The sequence below is a fragment of the Hymenobacter mellowenesis genome, assembly GCF_030581005.1.
Lineage (GTDB): Bacteria > Bacteroidota > Bacteroidia > Cytophagales > Hymenobacteraceae > Hymenobacter > Hymenobacter mellowenesis.
In genome coordinates this window covers 231,172-253,554 of sequence record NZ_JAUQSX010000010.1, presented here as the reverse complement: position 1 = coordinate 253,554, position 22,383 = coordinate 231,172, and the positions used below count along the sequence as shown (strand labels likewise).

16 protein-coding genes are annotated in these 22,383 nt (G+C 64.2%); 5 read left to right on the top strand and 11 right to left on the bottom strand.

The features are described 5' to 3' along the window. Nucleotides 1-39 precede the first annotated feature (39 nt). Nucleotides 40-588, top strand: a complete 549-nt coding sequence (gene rfbC, locus Q5H92_RS18995; RefSeq protein ID WP_305013135.1) for a dTDP-4-dehydrorhamnose 3,5-epimerase — start codon at nucleotides 40-42, stop codon at nucleotides 586-588. 93 nt (nucleotides 589-681) lie between these two features. On the opposite strand, the gene Q5H92_RS18990 is transcribed toward rfbC, so the two are convergent. Continuing rightward, the gene (locus tag Q5H92_RS18990) at nucleotides 682-1,989 is read right to left on the bottom strand and encodes a UDP-N-acetylmuramoyl-tripeptide--D-alanyl-D-alanine ligase (protein ID WP_305013134.1); all 1,308 of its coding nucleotides are present in this window, start codon (nucleotides 1,987-1,989) and stop codon (nucleotides 682-684) included. Between the two features lie 102 nt (nucleotides 1,990-2,091). Between Q5H92_RS18990 and Q5H92_RS18985 the strand changes: the two genes are divergently transcribed. Beyond that, nucleotides 2,092-4,419: a T9SS type A sorting domain-containing protein gene (locus Q5H92_RS18985; RefSeq protein ID WP_305013133.1), complete on the top strand. Its 2,328-nt coding sequence runs from the start codon at nucleotides 2,092-2,094 to the stop codon at nucleotides 4,417-4,419. A gap of 206 nt (nucleotides 4,420-4,625) precedes the next feature. On the opposite strand, the gene Q5H92_RS18980 is transcribed toward Q5H92_RS18985, so the two are convergent. From Q5H92_RS18980 to msrA, 5 genes are all read right to left on the bottom strand, one after another. Then, nucleotides 4,626-5,408, bottom strand: a complete 783-nt coding sequence (locus Q5H92_RS18980) for an amidohydrolase (RefSeq protein WP_305013132.1) — start codon at nucleotides 5,406-5,408, stop codon at nucleotides 4,626-4,628. Nucleotides 5,409-5,445: 37 nt separating this feature from the next. Next, nucleotides 5,446-6,528: a tetratricopeptide repeat protein gene (locus tag Q5H92_RS18975; RefSeq protein ID WP_305013131.1), complete on the bottom strand. Its 1,083-nt coding sequence runs from the start codon at nucleotides 6,526-6,528 to the stop codon at nucleotides 5,446-5,448. 169 nt (nucleotides 6,529-6,697) lie between these two features. Beyond that, nucleotides 6,698-7,879 carry a methionine aminotransferase gene (locus tag Q5H92_RS18970; protein ID WP_305013130.1) on the bottom strand — a complete coding sequence of 394 codons (1,182 nt, stop codon included), beginning with the start codon at nucleotides 7,877-7,879 and terminating at the stop codon, nucleotides 6,698-6,700. A gap of 67 nt (nucleotides 7,880-7,946) precedes the next feature. Continuing rightward, on the bottom strand, nucleotides 7,947-12,185 hold the full coding sequence (locus Q5H92_RS18965) for a PAS domain-containing sensor histidine kinase (RefSeq protein WP_305013129.1): 4,239 nt from the start codon (nucleotides 12,183-12,185) through the stop codon (nucleotides 7,947-7,949). Nucleotides 12,186-12,337: 152 nt separating this feature from the next. After that, on the bottom strand, nucleotides 12,338-13,012 hold the full coding sequence (gene msrA / locus Q5H92_RS18960) for a peptide-methionine (S)-S-oxide reductase MsrA (RefSeq protein ID WP_305013128.1): 675 nt from the start codon (nucleotides 13,010-13,012) through the stop codon (nucleotides 12,338-12,340). A gap of 365 nt (nucleotides 13,013-13,377) precedes the next feature. Here msrA and Q5H92_RS18955 point away from each other — a divergent pair, with 365 nt between their 5' ends. Together Q5H92_RS18955 and Q5H92_RS18950 are read left to right on the top strand one after the other, a co-directional pair. Next, nucleotides 13,378-13,776, top strand: a complete 399-nt coding sequence (locus Q5H92_RS18955; protein ID WP_305013127.1) for a hypothetical protein — start codon at nucleotides 13,378-13,380, stop codon at nucleotides 13,774-13,776. A gap of 93 nt (nucleotides 13,777-13,869) precedes the next feature. Further along, complete coding sequence (locus Q5H92_RS18950) at nucleotides 13,870-14,874, top strand: fatty acid desaturase (protein WP_305013126.1); 1,005 nt, start codon at nucleotides 13,870-13,872, stop codon at nucleotides 14,872-14,874. 89 nt (nucleotides 14,875-14,963) lie between these two features. Here Q5H92_RS18950 and Q5H92_RS18945 read toward each other — a convergent pair whose 3' ends face one another. From Q5H92_RS18945 to Q5H92_RS18930, 4 genes are all read right to left on the bottom strand, one after another. Further along, nucleotides 14,964-15,386 carry a hypothetical protein gene (locus Q5H92_RS18945; protein WP_305013125.1) on the bottom strand — a complete coding sequence of 141 codons (423 nt, stop codon included), beginning with the start codon at nucleotides 15,384-15,386 and terminating at the stop codon, nucleotides 14,964-14,966. A gap of 30 nt (nucleotides 15,387-15,416) precedes the next feature. After that, on the bottom strand, nucleotides 15,417-15,824 hold the full coding sequence (locus Q5H92_RS18940; protein ID WP_305013124.1) for a hypothetical protein: 408 nt from the start codon (nucleotides 15,822-15,824) through the stop codon (nucleotides 15,417-15,419). 189 nt (nucleotides 15,825-16,013) lie between these two features. Further along, on the bottom strand, nucleotides 16,014-16,574 hold the full coding sequence (locus tag Q5H92_RS18935) for a YceI family protein (protein ID WP_305013123.1): 561 nt from the start codon (nucleotides 16,572-16,574) through the stop codon (nucleotides 16,014-16,016). Nucleotides 16,575-16,687: 113 nt separating this feature from the next. Continuing rightward, a complete protein-coding gene (locus Q5H92_RS18930) occupies nucleotides 16,688-18,022 on the bottom strand; it encodes a Gfo/Idh/MocA family protein (RefSeq protein ID WP_305013122.1) in 1,335 nt (444 codons plus the stop codon). A 268-nt stretch (nucleotides 18,023-18,290) separates the two neighbouring features. Between Q5H92_RS18930 and Q5H92_RS18925 the strand changes: the two genes are divergently transcribed. Further along, complete coding sequence (locus tag Q5H92_RS18925; RefSeq protein WP_305013121.1) at nucleotides 18,291-21,170, top strand: TolB family protein; 2,880 nt, start codon at nucleotides 18,291-18,293, stop codon at nucleotides 21,168-21,170. A 224-nt stretch (nucleotides 21,171-21,394) separates the two neighbouring features. Here Q5H92_RS18925 and Q5H92_RS18920 read toward each other — a convergent pair whose 3' ends face one another. Then, nucleotides 21,395-22,228 carry an alpha/beta fold hydrolase gene (locus tag Q5H92_RS18920; protein ID WP_305013120.1) on the bottom strand — a complete coding sequence of 278 codons (834 nt, stop codon included), beginning with the start codon at nucleotides 22,226-22,228 and terminating at the stop codon, nucleotides 21,395-21,397. Between the last annotated feature and the right edge of the window lie 155 nt (nucleotides 22,229-22,383).

Genomic DNA, 22,383 nt, shown 5'->3' with positions numbered 1-22,383 from the left:
CCCGTTTCGGCCGGGCCCGGCCGCCTAACTTTGCCCCCGATGCAAGTAAAAGAACACGCCCTGCCGGGCCTCCTCGAATTCATTCCCCGTCTGTTCGGCGACCCGCGCGGGGTGTTCTACGAAACCTACAGCGCCCGCCTGATGCAGGAAATGGGCCTGCCCGCCAACCTGGACTGGGTGCAGGATAACCAATCAAAATCGCAGCCGGGCGTGGTGCGCGGCCTGCATTTCCAGCGCCCGCCCCACGCCCAGGCCAAACTGGTGCGCGTGGCGCAAGGCAGCGCCCTCGATGTGGTGGTCGACATTCGGCGCGCCTCGCCCACCTTCGGCCAGCACGCCACCGTGGAGCTGAGCGCCGCCCTGGGCAACATCCTGTTTGTGCCCGCCGGTTTCGCCCACGGCTTCGTGGCGCTGGAAGAAGACACGCTGTTCCTCTACAAGTGCTCCGATTATTATGCCCCTTCTTCCGAAGGCGGCCTGCTCTGGAACGACCCCGCCCTGGGCATCGAATGGGGCGTGGCCGAACCCATTATTTCGCCCAAAGACGTCGTGCTGCCTACATTGGCGGAACTGGAAAGCCCGTTTTGAGTCATTTAACAGGTATCAATTAACATTTAACAGCCGTTCTACTTGCCCTTTAATTGGCGGCTGTTAAATGTTAATTGATACCTGTTAAATGACCTATAACAGCGGCACCAGCGTTTCCAGGCCCATGCCGCGGCTGCCTTTGAGCAGGATGTGCCGGCCGGTGATGGGCTGCCATTTTAGCCAGTCGGTGGCCGCTTCTTTGGTTTTGAAGTGCAGCGTGGTGGCGGGGGTGCTCTTGTTCCAGGCCTGCGCCATTTCGGGGCCGATGAGAATGGCCGTGCCGAACTGCAGCTCGGCCAGCAGTTTGCCCAGGGCGCGGTGCTCGTGCCCGCTGGCTTCGCCCAGCTCGAACATGTCGCCCAGAATCACCACCTTATCGGCCAGGGCGCCAGGCCGGCCGGCGAAGCTGCGCAGGGCCGCCGCCATGCTGCTGGGGTTGGCGTTGTAGGCGTCGAGAATGAGGTCGTTGCCGCGCTCAGTCCGCACCAGCTGCGAGCGGTTGTTTTGGGGGTTGTACTGCGCCAGCGCGGTGGCCACTTTGGCTGGCGCGATGCCGAAATGCAGGCCCACAGCGGCGGCGGCAGCCAGGTTGGGGAAGTTGTAGTCGCCGGTGAGCTGGGCGGCCACGTCGGTGCCGTCGGCCAGGCGCAGGGCCACGGCGGGGTCAGCGGCGAGCAGGGTGGCGGGGAAGTCGTCGGCCGGGCCGGGGTAGGAGAGGCGCGTGGGCACGGCGGCAGCCAGGCCGGGCAGGCGCGCATCCAGCGTGTTGACGAAGGCCGTGCCGCCGGTGCGGGCCAGGTAATCAAACAGCTCGCCCTTGCCCAGAGCTACGCCCTCGGCTCCGCCGAAGCCTTCGAGGTGGGCCAGGCCGATGTTGGTGATGAGGCCGTGCGTGGGCTGGGCCCACTCGCAGTAAGCCGCGATTTCGCCGCGGTGGTTGGCGCCCATCTCAATCACAGCGAAGTCGTGCTCGCCCGCGCGCAGGCGCAACAGCGTGAGGGGCACGCCAATGTGGTTGTTGAGGTTGCCGATGGTGGCCAGCACGTGGAATTGCTGGGCCAGCACAGCCGTGAGCAGCTCCTTGGTGGTGGTCTTGCCGTTGGAGCCCGTCACGGCCAGCACCGGAATGCGGAACTGCTCGCGGTGCTCTCGGGCCAGCTGTTGCAGGGCTAGGAGCGGGTCGGGGGCGAAGGTGTAGCGGGCGGGGTCGGTGGCGGCCAGGGCCTCGTCGTCGACCACGGCGTGGCTGGCGCCGGCGGCCAGTGCCTGCGGGGCAAAAGCCGCGCCCCGAAAGCTGGGACCGTTGAGGGCGAAGAAAAGCGTGCCGGGCTGGGCCTGGCGCGAGTCGGTGCTGACGAGGCCCTGAGCGGCCAGGTAGTGGGAATAAAGCGGCGTGGGCATGAACTGAAACGGGTGGCCAGGTGTAACTTGCTGCAAAGGTGGGCGTGATTTTTGTACCGCACGGTGCGGTCCTTTCTCATCACCGGCTTTCCCATGCTGCTTATGCTTCGTTCTTACGCTTTTTTGCTGGCGCTGCTGGCTTTTTCTTTTGCGGCCCGGGCCCAGGCCACGCGCTTCGGGTTTGAATACCGGGCGGCGGCCAAGGTGGTGCACGGCACCGACACGCTGGCCAATGCCTGGGCCGGCGGCTTCAACACGCCCCAATTCAGCACCATCGACCTCGACAACGACGGCCGGCAGGACCTGTTCGCCTTCGACCACGAAAGCAGCCGCGTCTACACCTTCCTGAACGTGGCCGCGCCGGGCACCACGGCCGGGCGCCGCTGGCAGTATGCCCCGCAGTACGAATCCATTTTTCCCGATAGCCTGAACGGCTGGGTGCTGCTGCGCGACTACGACTGCGACGGACGCCCCGACATCTTTACCTACGCTCCCGGTGGCAACATTGCCGTGCTGCGCAACGTGCTGGCCAACGGCCGGCCCAGCTTCCAGCTCACCACCAACCAGATTCGCTTCTCGTACGGCGCCCCGGGCACGGCCAACCTGACCATTGGCGGCTACAACCTGCCGGCCATCCAAGACGTGAACGGCGACGGCAAGCTCGACATCATGAGCTACGACTTCCTGGCGTCGGTCGTCATCGAGCAGTACATCAACACCAGCCCCGGCACTTGCGGCAGCGCCCTCACTTTCACCCGCACGGCCACCCAGTGGGGCGACCTGCGGGCCTGCGGCGGCTGCGCCGAGTTTGGCATCGGCACGGTTCCTTGCTTCACGGCGCCCCGAACCAACCACACCGGCGGCCACAGCCTGCTGCTGGTGGACCTGGACGGCGACGGCGACCAAGACCTGCTCGACGGCCGCGACAACTGCCCCGAACTCGCCAGCCTGCTCAACCAAGGCACCACCGCGGCGCCGGTGCTCACGCAGGCCGGCATCTCAGCCAGCTTCCCCTCGGCGGCCACGCCGGCGCGGGTGCCGGTGTTCCCAGCTGGCTATTCGTTCGATACCAACTTCGACGGTACCCCCGACCTGGTGGTGGCGCCCAACATGCTGACCAACCAAGCCGACCAGGTGAGCATGCGCAACAACGTGCAGCTTTTCACCAACGCGGCCGCTACCAGCGCGCCCGTTTACACCAACCAGGCCGCCGGCTTCCTGCAAAACACGATGATTGACGTGAGCGAAGGCGCCGCGCCCACCCTCGGCGACATCGACGGCGACGGCCTGCCCGACCTGCTCGTGGCCAACCACGCCGACCGCGTGAACAACGTGTACCGTGCCACGCTTACGTATTACCGCAACGCGGGCACCCGCGCCCGGCCGGTGTTTCAGCTCATCAGCAGCGACTACCTGGGTTTGTCGGCCCTCAACCTGACGGGCCTCAAGCCCGTGCTCGTGGACCTGAACCGCGACGGCGCCCTCGACCTGGCCTACGCCGCCTGGGGCCGCGGCACCAACGTCTTGTACTACATCCTGAACACGGCCCGGGCCGGCCAGCCCGCCGTGTTTGACCCCAGCACAGCGCAGTATTTCAAAGCCCAAGGACCCACCACCACCAACCCGCCCGCCACCCCCTCGCTGACGGACGGCATTCTGCCCTACCGCCAGGGCGACATGCCCTGCTTCACCGACGTGGACAACGACGGCTACGTCGACCTGCTCATCGGCACGAATGAAACCCGCGAGCCCGGCATGGCCCTGCGCTACTTCCGTAACCGGGGCCGCGGGCCGCTCGACAGTGCGTTTGTGCTGGTGAACAACGATTTCGGCCGCATTCGCGAAGCCAACGGCGTCCGCCCCTTCAACCTGGCGCCCGCCGTGGCCGACTTCGACGGCGACGGCCTGCCCGACCTGCTCACGGCCGATGTCACGGGCTACCTGCGCCTGTTCTCCAACTACCGCGCCCAGAACCCCACCCTTTTCCTGGAGCGCACCGACCTGCTCTACAACCCCCTCAAGGCCGCCTACGAGCCCACCCGGCTGGGGAAGGGCGATTATGCGCACTACGGCTTGGCGGCGGCCGACCTCAACGGCGACGGCGCGCCCGAGCTGCTGGTGGGCACGCAGGCCGGCGGCATTCTCAGCTTCGGCACCCGTAACCGCACCCCCACGGCCACTCGCGCCGAAGCCGCCGCAGCCCTGGCCCTGAGCATTTACCCCAACCCCGCCACAGCCACGGCCACCGTCGAAACCGCCCAGCCCACCCGCCTCACCGTACTCGACCTCACCGGCCGCGTGGTGCTCACGCCCGGCCTCGCCCAGCGCCGCCACGCCCTCAGCCTAACCGGCCTGGCGCCCGGCGTGTACCTGGTGCGCGCCACGGCCGCCGATGGCACGGCCGCCGTGCGCCGCCTGGCCGTGCAGTAGGGGCGAGGCGCCGTCATTGCGAGCGGAGCGAGGCAATCCGTCCTGTTCTCAGCAACCAACCTTCCAGTGTGACAACCGAAGGTCAGCGAAGCTAAAGCCCAATGAAAAGCCCCGGCGCTGCACAGTGCCGGGGCTTTGTGATGAAAGGGCATGTCTGGTTTTGAGAGAACGGATTGCCGCGGGCTGCGCCCTCGCAATGACAGGCGCTAGCCCATCAACTCGAACGCATCCCCATCCTGCAGGGCCGTGAATTTGGCTCGAAAATCCTCCAGCTCGGCGCGGCTGAGGGTGTGGGTGAAGAGGCCGTTCCGTTCGTGGACTTCCACCAGATAGGTGCCTTTGGCATCGATAAGGGCCGAGTCGCCGCTGTATTCGTGGCCGGGGCCGTCGTGGCCGGTGCGGTTCACGCCGAGGGCACAGGCCACGTTCTCGATGGCGCGGGCGCGCAGCAGCGTGCGCCAGGCAGTGCGGCGCACGGCGGGCCAATTGGCTACGTACAGGAGCAGGTCGTAAGGCTCAGTGGCTTGGTTGCGGCTCCACACGGGAAAGCGCAGGTCGTAGCACACCAGCGGGCAAATGCGCCAGCCGCGCCAGTCTTCCACCAGGCGCGTTTGGCCGGGGGTATAAGTATGCTGTTCACCGGCCAGGGTGAAGAGGTGGCGCTTGTTGTAGTAGCTCAGGCTGCCGTCGGGCCGCACCCAGAGCAGGCGGTTGTAGTAGCTGCCGTCTTCCTCGATGATAACGCTGCCCGTGACCACGGCATCGTGCGCGGCGGCGCGCTCGCGCAGCCAGGCCACAGTGGGGCCGGCCATGGTTTCGGCCTGCGTCCGCGCCTCCATGCTGAAGCCGGTGGTGAACATCTCGGGCAGCACAATCAGGTCGGTGGGCCGGGCGAGGCCGGCCAGGTGCCGGTCTATGGCCGCGCGGTTGGCGGCGGCATCGTGCCAGTGCAGCTCGGTTTGGAGGAAGGTGACGGTGAGGTCGGACATGAGGAATGCGGAGCGTAACAGAGGACCCTACAAATGATTACTGGTACTGCGCCCGATAAAACATGTGCTTACTGTTGAGTTGCAAGGGGTTTTCTTTAAACCATCCGAGAAAGCTGTTCCATTTCTCTGGATTGGCTTTCTCCCACTGTGAAAATCCCGTTTCGTCGCCAGCCAGTAGCAGCCAGTGGTTATAGGCTTCAAGGTGACCGGCTTGTTTGATTTGGCGTTGATAATCGAACAACACGTTGGGTACGTCTTTGCTGGCCGGCAGGCGGTAGTAATTCTCTACAAAATTGGTTCGAATGCGGTCCAGCGCGTTCAGATTGACGCTTTTTTCTCCAATGGTTGACATCAGCATCACCGGCTCGTATACCATGCCCCCATACGGCAGCTTTAGCTTTTTCCCCTTCACCGGCACAATGATGTTGTTCGTGCTGAAACTCACCTTCACCGTGTCGGCCCCGGTGAATTTAATTTCGCTTTTGTAGGTGTCGTACAGCAGCTTGCTAATTTCAAAGGTACGTTGGCTGTTAGGCTCCAAATTGATGAACAACTCGCCGTAAATCATGCCCCACACTTCCTCCGACGAGTTGCAGAAGAGCTTGGCGGCCCAGTAGTAATTTGAGGAAAACGCAGGCGCTACCCGGATGCCGTTCTCGAAATAGCCAATGGCTTTGTCGTACTCTTTTTGCCCCATATACACAATGCCCAGCTCCAGCGGTAGCCGCCCCGAAGCAGGAAATTTGCGCATCCCGGCCTCGTACGCTTCAATGGCTTTCTGAGGATTGCCATTATCGTCGTAAGCATTGCCGAGCAGCTCAAACGTGCGGTCGCTGGCATCAGTTAGCTTTATCAGCGGTTCAAGCATCTCCAGTGCCTGTGGATATTTCTTCTGCTGATAGTAGGCATAGCCCAACTCATATGCGTAATCCGAGCGGGCGGGGTCGAGCTTTTGCGCCTCCCGAAGCAGGCCGATGGCTTCATCGAGCTTGCCTTCGTCCATGAGTCGAATGGCATTCACGCCTTTGGCTTCAGCCTCCTGTTTCGGGGTTTGGGCAACGGCGGCCAGGCTAGTACCGAGGGCCAGTGCAAGGCTGGCTAAACGTAAGCGTTTCGACATATGGCAGGAAAATGAATGGGCCAAAGTACGGCGATGCGGCCTTCGGGCAATGGCTTTCTTTTGAAGCTGTTCTGAAACCGATAACTGCCAGAACAACGCTGCGTGGTAACGATGCTTCGCCGCTGCTTTATGCACGGGGTGCGCTACATGGCGCCTTGAAATTCCTCCTTCACCGCAGCCGGGCCGCGGCAGCTTCCAGCGTGGCGGCCTCCTTCGCGAAGCAAAACCGCACCAGTCCCTCATCAAACCCATCGTGGTAAAACGCCGACACCGGCACCACGGCCACGCCCTTTTCGCGGGCCAGGTACTGGGCGAAGGCCAGGTCGGAGGCCGGCGAGAAAGCGTCGTAGCGGGCAAGCTGGAAGTAGCCGCCGGGCACGGGCAGCAGGTCCCAGCCGCCGGTGGCCAGCAGCGTGCGGAACTGGTCGCGCTTCTGCTGGTAGAAGGGGGCCAGGCCACGGGCGTGGGCGTCGGTGGGGTCGGCTTCGAGGGCGTCGGCCAGGGCGTGCTGGGTGGGCGTGCTCACGGCGAAGGTGAGGAACTGGTGCACCCGCCGTACCTCGGTGCTGAGGGACGGCGGGGCAATGCAGTAGCCCACTTTCCAGCCCGTGGCGTGGTAGGTTTTGCCGAAGGACGAGAGCACGAAGCTCCGCTCGCGCAGCGCCGGGTGCTGGCGGGCGCTCATGCGCGACGCGCTGTCAAACACCAGGTGCTCATACACTTCGTCGCTCAGCACGAGGGCGTTGGTGCCGGCCAGCAGCTTGTCCAGCGCGTCCCAGTCCTCGGGCGTGAACACGGCGCCGCTGGGGTTGTGGGGCGTGTTCACCATCACCAGCCGGGTGCGGGCCGACACCACGCGGCGCACGGCGTCCCAGTCGGGCCGGAAGTGGGGCGACGGCAGGCGCACGTAGCGCGGCACCCCTCCTTGCAGCCGAATGGCCGGACCATACAAATCATACGCCGGCTCAAACACCACCACCTCGTCGCCGGGCCGTACCACGGCCGCCAGCACGGCATATAGGGCCTCGGTGGCGCCGGCCGTGATGGTGATTTCGGTGGCGGGGTCGGGCGCGGGGGCGTCGGGCTGGAGGCGGGCCACCTGGGCGGCAATGGCCTCGCGCAGCCGCGGCAGGCCGGGCATGGGCGCGTACTGGTGGTGGCCGGGCGTGCGAGCGTGGCGGGCCAGGGCCTCCAGCAGCTCCTGCGGCGGGTCGTAATCGGGAAAACCTTGGGCTAGGTTGATGGCGCCGGTTTCCTGGGCCAGCGCGGTCATTTGAGAGAAAATGCTGACGCCGACATCGGGCAGCTTGGATTGCAGCGACACGGTGGGCAGGGCGGAAGGAACGCTCATGGGCAAATTGGAGAAGGGTGCGGTCCAACAAAGAAAGCAACCTGCATCTTGGCTGGCGCGAGGCCGTCTACAGATGAATGCGGAACGTGGTGCCCTCGCCTACGGCGCTGCTCACCTCCAGCCGGCCGCCGTGGATTTGCACGATGCGATTGACCAGATAGAGGCCCATGCCCGTGCCCTCGACGTGGGTATGAAAGCGCCGGAAAAGCTGAAAAAGCTGGTCGCCGTAGCGCTCCATGTCGATGCCCAGCCCGTTGTCGGCCACGGTGAGGATGGGGCGGCCGGTGATGGCATCGGGGCTGCAGCTGAGGCGGACGACGGGCGCCCGCTCGGGGTCGGCATACTTCAGCGAGTTGCTGATGAGGTTGTAGAGCAGGCTCTGCAGGTTGGGCCGCACGAAGGTGATGGTGGGGCAGGTGTCGAAATCCAGCTCGAAAGTGGCCCCGAGCTGCGTCACCTGGTCCTGCAGGCTGTTAATGATTTCGGCGGCCAGCGGGGCCAGGGCCACGGTTTCTGCGGGCACCTCCTGCTGCTGGCGCTGCCCGCGCACAATGGCGCTCAGGTCGTCGATGGTGCCGAAAATCTGGCCCAGCGCCCGCTCAAAATAGCTGATGAGCTTGATGGCGTCGGGGTCGCGGAAGTAGGCCGTGCGGGTCAGCTCCTCAAAAATGCCGGCCATGTTGTTGATAGGCTGCTTGAGGTCGTGCGAGGCCGTGTACACGAAGTTGTCGAGGTCCTCATTGGTGCGCAGCAGGCGGGCGTTCTGCTCCTCCAGCTGAAGCTGCACCTGCTTGAAGTCCTGTACGTCGGTGTTGGCCCCCACCCACAGCACCACGGCCCCCGACGAGTCCCGAATAGCCTCGGCCCGCACCAGAAACCAGCGGTACTCGCCCTGCTCGTTGCGCCAGCGGTTCTCGGTCTCGAACGGCTCGCCGGTGGCCAGGCTGTGCTGCCAGCGGCGCAGGGAGGCGGGCTGGTCGTCGGGGTGCATAAATTGCTCCCAGCCCCAGTCGCGCAGCTCCTCAAAAGTGGCGCCCGTGAAGTCGTACCAACGCTGATTGTAGTAGTTGATGCGGCCGTCGGGGCGCGACGTCCAGGCCATCTGGGGTAGGGTTTCGAGCAGTTGCTGGAAGCGCGTCTGGCCGGCCAGCACCTGCTCCTGCAGCTGGCGCTGCTGGTGCACGTCAGTGCTCGTGCCGTACCACTTCACTACCTGGCCGCCGGGCGCGCGGCGGGCCTGCGCCTGGCCCAGAAACCAGCGGTACTCGCCGTCGTAGCGGCGCAGGCGGAACTCAGCTTCGTAGTAGCGCTGGCTGGCAATGGCCTGCTGCCAGCGGGCCTGCATCAGGTCCCGGTCGTCGGGGTGCACGAATTCGAGCCAGTGGGCGGCGCCGTTTTTCTCCATCGACACGCCCACGTAGGCGGCCGTGCGGTGGTTGTAGAAGTCCACCGTGCCGTCGGGGCGGGCCGTCCACACCTGCTGCGGAATGCTCTCGGCCTGAATGCGCAGCTCCTCCTCGCTCTCGCCCAGTCGGTCCTGCAGCTGGCGCAGCTCGGTCACGTCGGTATTGGTGCCGAACCAGCGCAGCACCGCGCCAGTAGCCGCGTCCCGAATGGGCCGCGCCCGGCTCAGAAACCAGCGGTATTCGCCGTCGTGCCGCCGCAGCGGGAAGGTGTCTTCGTAGGTTTCGCCGCCCGCAATGGCGGCCAGGTAGCGCGCGTTCACGGCCGCCATGTGCTCGGGGTGGTAGGCCGGGAGCCACTCCTGGGCCAGGGCCTCCTCCGGCGTGGCGCCCGTGTAGTCGTACCACTGCTGGTTGTACCAGAAAATGCGGCCGTCCTGGTCGGCCATCCAGGCCAGCTGGGCCATGTTGTTGGCCAGGGCCGTGAAGTCGGTGCGGGTGCGCTCCAGCTCCTCGGTGCGCGTTTGCAGCTCGTGCACCTCCACCGTAGCCGCGCTGAAGCCGGCCAGCTGCCCGGCCGCGTCGGCGTAGGGCTGGGCCTTGGTCTGGAACCAGCGCAGCGCGCCATCGCGTCGCCGCACCCGGAAAGTGCCCTGCCAAGGCTGGCCCTGGGCCATGGCGGCCTGTGCCACTGCACCCAGGGCGGCGCGGTCGGCCTCGTACAGTGCCTCCCAGGCCTCGTCGAGCGGGCCGGCGGGGTTCAGGCCGGTGTACTCGTAGAAGTAGGGGTTGGTGTAGGTGATGGCGCCCTGCGGGTCGAAGTTGAAGATGAACACCGGTACGGCCGCCGTGAGGGCGCGCAGCTGTTCGTCGCGCTGCTGCATTTCGGCGGTCAGCAGCTCGGCCTGCTGGCGGGCCTGCACGCGCACCGTCACGTCCTTCGAAAAGCTTAGCACGCTGTCTACCTCGCCGCGCTCGTTGCGCAGGGCCAGGTAGGTCAGGTCGACGTAGGTAAGGGTTTCGGGCTGGCCGGGGTTGCGCAAGCGCAACGGCAGCTCCTGGCGCACCTGGGTTTCGCCGGTGCGGTACACGTGGTCCAGCAGTTTGGCCAGGCCTTGCTCGGCCAGGTCGGGCAGCAACTCGGCCACGGGCTGGCCCAGGCGGGCGCGATGGCCCACCAGCTGGGCATAGGCCGGGTTGAAGAACGAGTAACGGTGCTCCGGCCCGGCCAGCGTGGCCACGAAAGCCGGCAGTTGCTCCAGAATCTGGCTGAGCTGCTGGTCCTTGGCCTCCAGGCGCTCCTGCGTCTCGTGCAGCTCATGAATATCCAGGTCGGAGCCGAACCATTGCCGCAGACGGCCGGCGGCTTGAGCGTCTTCCAGCGGCTCGGGCACACCCTGGCTCACAAACCAGCGAAACTGGCCATCGTGTCGGCGAAGGCGCAGCTCGTAGCGCCAGGGCGTGCCGGCGGCCAGCGCGGCGGCGTAGGCGGCGGCCACGCGGGCCTGGTCGTCGGGGTGCAGGCAGGCTTTCCAGGCGCGGTCAAGGTCGTCGGCGGCGGTGGTGCCGGTGTAGGCGTACCACTGCGGGCTGAGGTAAAGCACCTGCCCCTCCTGGTCGCTGATGAAGGTGATGGAAGGCAGGCTCTCGGTCACGCGGCGCAGGCGCTGGTCGGCGGCCTGGGCCTCGGCCTGCAGGGCCTGGCTGCGCTGGCGAGCCAGCACCTGCTCGGTCACGTCGATGCCGTAGGCCAGCACGCTGGTGCCGTCCTCGTCGCGCAGGGGCACGTAGCCGTAGTCGTTGTAGCGCGTCTGCGGCTCGCCAGTGGCCGGGTCAATCAACTGGGTGGGCTCCTCGAAGCCAAAGTGGGGCTGGCCGCTTTCGCGCACCTCGTTCAGCAGCCGAACGTAGCCCTGGGCGGCCACTTCGGGCAGGCTATCGGCCACGCTGCGGCCCACCACGGCGCGCTCGCCCATGGCTTCCCGGGCCTTGGCCGACAGGAAGCTGAACGTCAGCTCCGGCCCCGACATCGTGCTGATAGTCAGCGGCAGTTGGTCCAGAATGCGCTGCATGTGGGCCTGCTGCTGCTCCAGCTGCAGCTGGGCCCGGTGCCGGGCGTCCACATCGGTGCAGGCCCCAAACCAGCGCCGCACCTGCCCGGTATCGTCGCGCTGCACCATCACGTGCGAGTCGAACCAACGAAACTCGCCGTCGGTGCCGCGCATTCGGAATTCCAAATCAAACGCCTGGCCCGAACCCAGGGCCTCGCCCCAGCGGGCGTACATGCCCGGCAGGTCGTCGGGATGGATGATGCGCTGCCACAGGGCGTTGCGCGCGGCCGCATCAAGCCGCAGCACATCGTGGCCGGTGTAGTCGATGAAGCGCTGGTTGGTGTACTCCACCTCGCCCGTGGCCGAGGTGGCCCACACCAGCTGGGGCATGTTTTCGGCCAGAAACCGGAACTGCTCGTGTTCCTGCGCGGCGGCCTGCTGGCTCTGCACCTGGGCCGTCACATCCAGCAGGCGCACCAGCAGGTAGCGCGGCGCGCCGGTGGCGGGCACGGCCAGCAGCGAGGTCTGCCAGTAGCCATTCGGCGCGGTGGGGAGCGGTGCGGCCAGCCCTGCGGGGAGCAGCGTTTGCGGCGTGCCGGCCAGGGCGGCGGCGCGGGCAGCGGCCCAGGCCGGGGCGGCGGCCAGTACCGCGCCGGTGGCTTCGACGGCGGTGCGCAGCGCGGCCAGGGGCTGGCCGGGCAGGCTGGCCGCCGCTTCGGCCGACACCAGGGCGGCCAGGGCCGCGTTCAGGCCCAGCACCGTGCCGTCGAGCGCCAGCACTGCGTGCGGAGCCGGCAGCAGGTCAAACAGCAGCTCAAAATCCAGGGCGGGCAGAACGGCGGGAGAGGGCATAGCGGGCGAAACTCGGCAACACGAAGCCGGTTTATGCCGCTTCCATTACCAAAGATAAGGCCCCGGCCGTGCTCAATCAGCCCCCAGCAAAAAGCCCTGACCGATTTGGCCAGGGCTTTTTGCTGAAGCAGAAAAACAGGTTTTTCCGGCTGCTAGAGCGGGTTTTTCAAATCCTTCCGAAACGCCTTCTGCACGTGCTCCACCTTGGCGGCCGATACGTGGGTGATGTAGGGGTTTTCGGGGTGCAGGCGGTAGTAGCCCTGGTGGTAGTCCTCGGCCGGCCAGAACTTCTGGAACGGCACTACTTCGGTCACAATCTTGCCCGGGTACTCCTTCGACGCGTTGACGCGGGCAATGGTGGCTTCGAGTATTTTCTTCTCCTCGGGCGTGCGGTAGAAGGCCGCCGAGCGGTACTCCGGCCCCACGTCGTTGCCCTGGCGGTTGAGCTGGGTGGGGTCATGCGAGGCGGTGAAGAAAATGTCGGCCAGCTTCTGGTAGCTGATGATTTTGGGGTCGTAGTAAATCTGCACTGTTTCGGTGTGGCCGGTGGTTTTGTCGGCCACTTCCTCGTAGGTGGGGTTGGCCTTGGTGCCGCCGGCGTAGCCGCTCACCACCTGCTTCACGCCCTTGATTTGCTCAAAGGCCTCTTCCTGCGCCCAGAAGCAGCCACCGGCAAACGTGGCCATGGCCAGGCCCGTGAGATTGGTGGGGGCGAAGCCGGCCGTGGAGCGCGGCGGATTCTGGGCCTCGGCCGCGGGCTGCGAGCCACAGGCAAACACAAAGGCCAGCAAACTCACGCTGGCGAAGGATTTCAGTCGGTTTTTCATGGGGAATAGGGAAGTCGGAAAAGCCGGAACGGCGGGTTTCAAGAGGATAGACGCGCGAATGTCTTCACCCTTACACTCCGTCCCAACCTTGTGCAGTGCTATACGAAATCGGGCCGCCTGCGGCTTGCGGGCGCCACGGAATTAAGCTAAACCGGAAGCCGGAGCCGTTGGCTGAAAAACAGGCGATTTCAGCCGGCATGGCAAGGAGATGAAATGCGGACTCCGTATTTATTCGGGTGAAACGGGCGGTTCTAAAACAGTTAACCGGTACCTGTTAACGAGGTTCTGCCTCTAAATTTGAACCCGTGCGATATCCTTCACTACGTATTTGCCGTAGTACGCCGCACTGTCCTCCTATTCCCGCTATGTCCTTACAAACCTTACTCGAAACCCCTCACATCACCATTAGCTACGACCACCTGGAGGAATGGCTGCTGGCCGACTGGCACGGCGACCAGGACCTGACTTCGGTGCAGCACGGTGGCCACGAAATGCTGCGCCTGATGCAGGGGCAGCGCTGCCACAAAGTGCTGAACGACAACACCGGCGTGACCAGCATGTGGAGCGAGGCTGCCGAATGGGCCGGCAAGGTCTGGTTTCCGGCCATGGCCGGGGCCGGGCTGCAATATTTTGCCTGGGTGTATTCGCCCAACGTCTACAGCCGCCTTTCCACCGACCTCACCCTGCAGTTCACGGGCAGCAGCCCGGTGGTGTCGACGTTCGACGACATCGAAACCGCCAAGGTTTGGCTGCGGCAGATGTAGGCCTGCCGGCGCCTCGCGCTGAACCAATTTGCCGTATTTTTGTCTGAAAGCCCAGGCGCTGCTTCTTAGCGCCGCGCCCGCTTCCAGTTCTTTATGGCATCAGCTCCTACCGCTTTCACCGTGGCCACGGCCACCGAGCCGCACCGCGTGCGCACCCGCCAAATCATCAAGGCCCACCCCGAGGTGAAGCAGCTGATGACGCGCAACCCCACCACCTTCCTCATCGGCGCGGGCTGCGTGGTGGCCCAAGTGGCGCTGGCCTACCTGCTGCGCAACCAGGCCTGGTACTGGACCATCCCGGTGGCCTATTTGGTGGGCGCGTTTTTCTCGCACACGCTGTTTGTGGTGATTCACGAAGCGGCGCACAACCTGGTTTTCCGCAAGCTGTGGCAGAACGTGGCCACCGGCATTCTGGCCAATTTTCCGTCGGTATTTCCCACGGCCATCAGCTTCAAGAATTTCCACATCAAGCACCACGTTTTTCAGGGCGTGCACGAGCTCGATGCCGACCTGCCCGACTGGTACGAGGCCAAGCTGATTCACAACTACAGCATTGGCAAGGCCATCTGGCTGTTTTTCTTCCCGCTGTTTCAGGTCATCCGCACGGCGCGCTGCCGCGAGGTGGCCACCATCGATAAGTACGTGGCGGCCAACATCGTGGCCCAACTGGCCTTCAACGTGGCCATCGTCTACTTCTTCGGCTGGACGGCCCTGCTGTATTTGTTTCTGAGCTTCTGGTTCTCGGTGGGCCTGCACCCGCTGGGCGCCCGCTGGATTCAGGAGCACTACCTGACGCTCAGCCCCGAGCAGGAAACCTATTCCTACTACGGCCGCCTCAACGGCATCAACCTTAACGTGGGCTTCCACAACGAGCACCACGACATGCCCAGCATTCCGTGGAACAACCTGCCCAAAATCAAGGCCCTGGCGCCCGAGTTCTACGAGCCGCTGCTGGCCCACACCAGCTACACCAAGCTCTTCTTCCGCTTCCTGTTCGACCAAGAAATTAGCCTGTACTCGCGCATCACGCGCAAGGAGCGCGGCAACGCTACCCTGAAAGACCAGAGCGTGCCGGACAAGGAACTGCTGTCGGCGTAAGCCGCCGCGCCCACGTGTTTTTTGCCAAAAAGGCGACCTCCACGGGTCGCCTTTTTCGATGGCTGCAACCCGGCTCGTTGCTTACCGGCTTAGCGGTTGAGCACGCCGCAGGGCACGCCCGAGAGGTTGGCCACCACCAGATGCGGAACAGAAAGCGGCGCCCTGTAGGTGGTGCACACGCGCACCGTGGCCTGGTGGTTGGGGTCGGTATTGTAGGTGAAATATACGCGTTGGCCCCGCCGGTTGAGCAGGCTGCCAAAATCGGCGGAGTTGGTGGCCGCAATGACGTTGGTCGTGGCCAGGCTGTCGGGAGCGGGGGCCAACTGAATGGCCTTGCCAATCGGAAACTGGCTGTCGACCTGAATCAGGACGCCGTCCCAGCACTGGTCGCCCAGCACCACCCCCGAGAAACAGGTGAGCTCGGGCGGCACGCTGTCATTCTCATTTGCACAGCCGGATAAAGCGCCACTGCCAACCACGGCGAGGGCAAAAAATAGGCGTTTGGAGAACATGGCGGCGAGGAAAAACAGTTGACCAGGAGATTATCGAGTGCTGACCGAATCGCAGGACAGCGTCGAGACGTTGTTGAGCGTCACAATGGGTACGGGCGTGGTGGTGCCGTCGGCGGCCAGGCAGACCATCCCGGAGTTAGTCTGCGCGCTAGTGTAGGTGAAATGAAGGCGTTGGCCCACACGGCCCAGGTTTTGCAGGCTGCCCGAATTGGCCACCGACACCACGTTGTTGCCCAAAAACTGGTTGCCGTACGCCGAAACCGCTGGGGCCCCGATGGGATAAGCCGGGTCTACCTCAATCAACACGCCCAGCATGCAGGTGGTGGCCACCACCGTGCCGCTGTAGCATTTGGGGTGCGGGGCAGAGTCTTTGCTGCAGCCCAGCAGGGAAACGGCCAGCAGGGCAGCCAGGCCAAAAGGGGAACAAATACGAAGCATGAGCGGCGCGGGAAAAGGGTAATTATCGGAAGTACAGCCCTGACCGCCAGTCCACGCGCAGCGTTGCACCGGGCGCAAAAAAAGCGGCGGCCTCCGAAGAAGCCGCCGCTTTTTTATTGTAGCGTGGACTCTGCGAGTCCGCGCATTGCCTGGGTAAGACGCGGACTCGCAGAGTCCACGCTACAGCAATTACGCCTGCTTGGCAAACTGCACGTTGGCAATCAACTTCACGTCGTCGCCCAGCACGATGGCGCCGGCTTCGGTGATGCCACCCCAGCTCAGGCCGAACTCCTTGCGGTTGATTTTGCCGGTTACCTCAAAGCCGGCCTTGGTGTTGCCGTAGAAATCGACGGCCGAGCCGCCGTATTCGGCTTCTAGGGTCACGGGCTTGGTCACGTCTTTCATCGTGAGGTTGCCGTTGATTTTGTAGCTGTCGCCGTCTTTCACGAAGGAAGTCGACACAAATTTGATGGTCGGGAATTTGGCCACGTCGAAGAATTCTTCGCTTTTCAGGTGGCCGTCGCGCATTTCTTGGTTGGTGTCGATGCTGTCCACGTCGAGCGAAAGCTCCACCTGGGCGTTGGCGAAATCAGAGTCGCTCTCGCTCTGCATCGAGCCCTGGAAGGACTTGAACGAGCCCGTAACGGTGGAAATAACGAGGTGCTTGATTTTGAACTGCACTTCGGAGTGCGTGGGGTCCAGCGTCCATTTGGTGGCGGTGGTGGCGGCGGAAGCAGTGGTTTCAGACATGGCGGTTGGGGTTGAAAAGGTGAATTGAGAATGCAAAGCTAACAGATGTATCGACATTTAATGTTGATACATCAATTTATTTTTCAGCCTCAACAACTCTTTCGGTAATTGGTTCACACGCCCCGCGTGCCCGAGGGCTTGAGCGAAGTCAAGTCCCCGATTTTGACCGGCTTGCCGCTGTCGATGCTGTGGCGGGCGGCAATGCCCACGAGGCAGGCCATGGCGCCGTCGCGGGTACCGGCGGCCTGGCGCCAGGGGTCTTTGCCGTCGCCGGCGAAGATTTGCTTGCGCAGGCGCACGTCGCCGCCGCCGTGGCCTTCCTCGTTGTTGGGGATGCGGATGATTTCGCGCTTGCCGAAATTGGTGGTGAGCTGGATTTCGTCAAACGCCTCTTCTTCCCACGGCTGGCGCTCCTTTATCCAGGCTTCGAGCCGGCCCTTGGTGCCGTTGAAGGCAATGCGGTAGCCCTCGTAGGGCGAGTGCGTGGTGAGCGAGTAGCTGACCTGCACGTTGTTAGCGTACTTTATCTGCACGGCCATCTTGTCGAAAATGTCGATGTCTTCCTTCCACACGCAGCCATCGCGCAGGTAGCCGTCGTACTTCTCGTTGTCGGCGTAGAGGGCCATCAGGCGCTTGTCCTTCGTCATGTCGAAGTAGAACTTGCACTTGTCCTTATGCGGGCAGGGCCGGCAGTTGGTGGAGCGGAAATCGTTGTTTTTGCCGTAGAAATCGAGGCTGCCGTAGGCAAACACTTCCTGCGGGTCCGATTCGAGCCACCAGTTCATCAAATCGAAGTGGTGGGTGGCCTTGTGCACCAGCAGCGAGCCGCTATTCTGGCGCAGGCGGTGCCAGCGGCGGAAGTAGTCGGCCCCGTGGTACACGTCGAGGTACCAGTGGAAATCGGCGGCTTCCACCTTGCCAATCACGCCGGAGCGCAGCAGCTCGTACAGCTTCTGGCGGTGCGGCGAGTAGCGGTAGTTGAAGGTGACTTTCACCTTCCGGCCGGTGCGCTTTTCGGCGTCGAGAATCTGCTGGCACTTCTTCTCGTCGGTGGTCATGGGCTTCTCGGTCACGATGTCGGCGCCGTATTCCATTCCCTTCACGATGAATTCGTTGTGCGTCGCATCCACGGTGGTCACGATGAGGATGTCGGGCTTGGTTTCCTTCATCATCTTGTCGAAATCGGTGTAGGTGGGGCAGCTGACGCCCAGCATCTTCTTGCCCGTGGCCACTCGGCCGGGGTTGATGTCGCAAAGGCCCACAAATTCAAGCTGGCTGCCGAATTCGGCCAGCACGGGCATGCCCCACATGCCCAGGCCGCGGTGGCCGGTGCCCACCATAGCTACGCGCTGCTTCTTGGGGGCGAGGGTGTCGGCCAGAGCGTTGTTGGCGAGCAGCGAGCCAGCCAGAGCCGCGCCGGAGAGCTGGGTAAATTGACGTCGTTCCATAAAGAGTGGGAATGAAGGGGTTTGGAGGGTGTAAGTTGGGTGGTTTGAAGGGCATTGCGGTTGGGTTGGGGCGGGAATAGTTGCGCAATCGTTCCCGGCGATTGGGACCTCACCCCCGGCCCCTCTCCCGCGGAGAGGGGAGCCTGGCGATTAGAGGAGAAATCCAGCATTCGCGCCGCCGTGGCTCCCCTCTCCGCAGGAGAGGGGCCGGGGGTGAGGTTCCCCGCGCCTGCCGTTCTTTATGCTTCATTTCCGAAACCTGCTTCTCATGCGTCGTTTGTTGCTGCTGGGCTTCCTGGCTGCCGGCCCTGCTTACTCCCAAAGCCTGCCCGTGCTCTCCCAAAACCCGCCCGCGCTGCGCTGGCGTGAGGTGCGTACGCCCCATTTCCGGGTGCTGTATGCGGGCGGCATCGACACGGCGGCGCAGCGCACGGCCGGGCGCCTGGAGCAGCTGCACGGGCCCACCACGGCCACGCTGGGCGTGAGCCCACGGCCTATTTCGGTGGTGCTGCAAAACCAGACCACCGTGCCCAACGGCTTCGTGACCTTCCTGCCGCGCCATGCTGAGTTTTTCACCACGCCGCAGCAGGGCTTCGGGCTGGGTACCGTGGATTGGCTGGATGGGCTGATAGTGCACGAGTTCCGGCACGTGGGGCAGTTTGAGAAGGCGCGGCAGGGGGTGGGCCGCGTGCTGGGCCCGCTGCTGGGCGATGGCGCGCTGGGCGTGGCCGCCGTGGGCGTGCCGCAGTGGTTTTTCGAGGGCGACGCGGTGGGCACCGAAACGGCCCTCACGCGCAGCGGGCGCGGGCGCATCCCCAATTTCAACGTGGGCCTGCGGGCCAATCTGCTGTCGGGCCGCCGCTACTCCTACCAGAAGGCGGTTAATGGCTCGCTGCGCGACAACGTGCCCGACTGGTACGTGCTGGGCTATTTCATGACGTCCTACTTGAAGGCGCACTACGGCGCCAACGTCTGGTCGCGGGTGTTCGACCGCTACTACCGGTTTCCGTTCTACCCGTTCTCGTTTTCCAACGCCATCAGGCGCACCACGGGCCTGCGCGTGGAGCAGCTCTACGAGCGCAGCATGAGCGAAGTCGATTCGCTGTGGATGCAGCAGCACGCGGCGGCCGCCAGCCCCACCGAGCCGAATTTTACGGTGGTGAAACTGCTGCGGCAGGAAGACCTGAGTCCCATTTTTACTCAATACCAATACTCGCAATACCTGACTGACAGCACGGTGCTGGCCCTGAAAACCGGCCTCGACGACATTCCGCATTTCGTGCGGCTGAGCCGGCGCGGCGCGGAGCAAAAGGTGTTCACGCCCGGCCAGCTCAACATCCCCGAAATGCTGTCGGTGAACGGCGGCAAGGCCGTGTGGCCGGAGTTTCAGCAGGATGCGCGCTGGGGCCAGCGCATCGCCTCCGAGCTGAAAGTGCTGGATTTGCAAACTGGCCAGCTCACGCGCCTGGGCCGGGGCCAGCGCTACACCGCCGCCGCCCTCTCGCCCGATGGCCGGCGTCTGGTGGCCGCCCTCACCGATGCCGCTTACCACCACGCCCTGGTCATTCTGGATGCGCAGACCGGCGCCGAAATCCAGACCCTGCCCAACCCGCACAACGACTTCTACCAGCAGCCCCGCTGGCACCCCGACGGCCGCCGCCTGGTGGCCGTGGCCCTCAGCGCTGCTGGCAAAACCATTGCCGTGCTTGACCCCGCCACCGGCGCGGCCCAAAACCTGCTGCCCGTGGCCAACGTGAACCTGGCCAACCCGCAGCCATGGCGTGGCTTCGTGCTCTACAACTCCTCGCAATCCGGCATCGACAACCTGTATGCCGTGAGCGCCCGCACCGGCCGAACCTTCCGCGTCACCTCGCGGCCGTTCGGGGCCTACCACGCGGCTGTGGCGCCGGATGGCCGCACGCTGGCATTCCACGATTACCGGGCCACCGGCGCGCGGGTAGTGGAGATACCGCTTGATTCTACTGCCTGGGTTCCCGTGCCCGTGGCAACCAAGGACACCGCCGGCCCCTACGCCGAGACTCTGGCGGCCCAGGAGCCATCCGGCGCGCGGGTAGCGGCCCTACTGGCGCGGCCCGATTCGGCCGGGCCGCGCTACGGGGTGCGGCGGTATTCACCGCTGGCGCACGCCTTCAACCTGTTCAGCTACGGGGTGGTGCAGAGCCCCAGCGGCAACGCGGTGGCCGTAGGGCTGCGCTCGCAGGATTTGCTGAACACCACGCAGGTATTTGCCGGGCTGGGCTACGAGCAGGTGGAGCGTACCTTCAACGTGACCGGGGCGGTGAGCTACCAGGGCCGCTACCCGGTATTCGACGCCGACGTGACCTACGGCGGGCGCGATGTGTCGGTGCTGGACCGGGGCGCGGTGCTGCGCGACCAGTGGCAGTACGCCCGCCTCACCGCCGGGGTGCGCCTGCCGCTCAACCTCACCCGTTCCAAGTACCTGCAGGGGCTCACGGTGGGCACCTACTTCCTGCACGAGCAAGTGTACAACTACGACCTGCCCCGCCGGCTCAGCTTCGCCGAAGTCGGCCCCAACCTGCCGCTCAATGCCCTGCAAACCACGCTTGCCTACGCCACCCAGCTCAAGCGCAGCGTCCGCGCCGTGGCCCCGAAGTGGGGCGGCACCTTTCTGGGCACCTGGCGCACCACGCCCTTCGGCACCGGGCTGTATGCGCGGCAGTGGGGCACTCAGGCGGCGGTGTACCTGCCGGGACTGGCCCGCAACCACGCCATCCGGCTGCGCGGCGGCTACCAGTGGCAGGACCAGCTGGAGTACCGCTTTGCGCCGGCCGTCTCATTCCCGCGCGGCGAGGGCTACATCAGCTTCGACCGCCTGGCCGTGGGCAGCTTCGACTACAACCTGCCGCTGGCTTTCACCCACTGGGAGCTGGGCCGCTGGCTCTACATCCAGCGCCTGCGGGCGGCTTTTTTCGGCGACATCGCCCAGGGCAACGACTCGCGCGGTTTTTCTGCCCAGCTCAATTACCGCAACGTGGGCGTCGATGCGCTGGTGCTCTTCAATGTGCTGCGGCTGCGCACGCCGGTAGAAGCGGGCGTGCGAGCTACCTACCGGAGCAATACAGGGCAGTGGCTGATTGAGCCGCTGGCGTTCAGCCTGCGGCTGTGAGTGGTGGGGGATATGAGGAAGGTAGGAAAATGGGTAGAGGGGGAGAAATGGAATAACGCAAACAGAACGTCATGTCGAGCGCAGCCGAGACATCTCGCGTGTGGTAGTAATCAAACCCGTTTTCACGATTGAGTTACTACCACACGCGAGATGTCTCGGCTGCGCTCGACATGACGTTCTGTTTTCTTCCCACCTCCCTCTCTTTCTGTCTGCCTTACTCCCCTCTACAGCACCGTTTCGTGGTGCAGGAAGTGGTCCATGGCGGAGAGGGTTTGCTGGGGGGCGCTGAGGTGGGGGCAGTGGCCGCCGGTTTCGATGACCTTCATGCGGCTGTCGGCCAACTGCTCGTTGATGTAGTGGCCCACGGCCAGGGGCGCGATGATGTCGTGGGCCGACTGCACGATGAGCGTGGGGATGGTGAGGAAGCCCAGCTCGGCACGGGTGTCGGAGAAGAACGTGACGCGGGCGAAGTGCTTGGCAATCTCAGGGTTGGTGCGCACGAAGCTGTTGGTGAGGCCCATCACCAGCTCGGGGCTTTCCTGCTGGCCCATCATCACGGGCGCAAAGCCGTTGGCCCAGCCGTTGTAGTCGCCCTCCATGGCCGCCAGTAGCTCGTTGATGTCCTTCTGCTCGAAGCCGCCGTTATAACCCTTCTCGTTGATGAAGCGCGGCGAAGGCGACACCAGCACCATGCGCGAGAAACGCTGAGGCTCGCGCACGGCCGCAATCACGCCAATCATCGAGGCTACCGAATGGCCCACGAACACCACATCGTGCACGGCCAGGGCGCTGAGCACTTCCAGCAGGTCGTCGGCGTGGCCGGCTAGGGAGCCGTGCTTAGCGGTGGGCTGGTAGGCCGTCAGGTCCGATTGGCCGGCCCCAATGAGGTCGAGCAGCACCACCTGGTATTGGTCCTCGAAGTGCGGGGCCACGAGGCGCCAGTCGCTCTGGTCGCCGCCGAGGCCGTGCAGGAAAACAATGGTGGGCTTGTTGGGGCCAGTAGCGCCGGAAATGGTGACGTGGCTGCGCTCTAAAATGGAAGTAGCGGAAGAATTCATAAATAGCGTTTCTTGGTAAAAGAAAATTTATTGTAAAGCAAAATCTACGACAAAGGTCAAAAACTGGATTGATTGAATGAAGGATGTACCGGGTGATGGCTGCGAAAATAATCTAGTTGGGTATTATGATACCCGATAATCAGGCATTAAAAGTT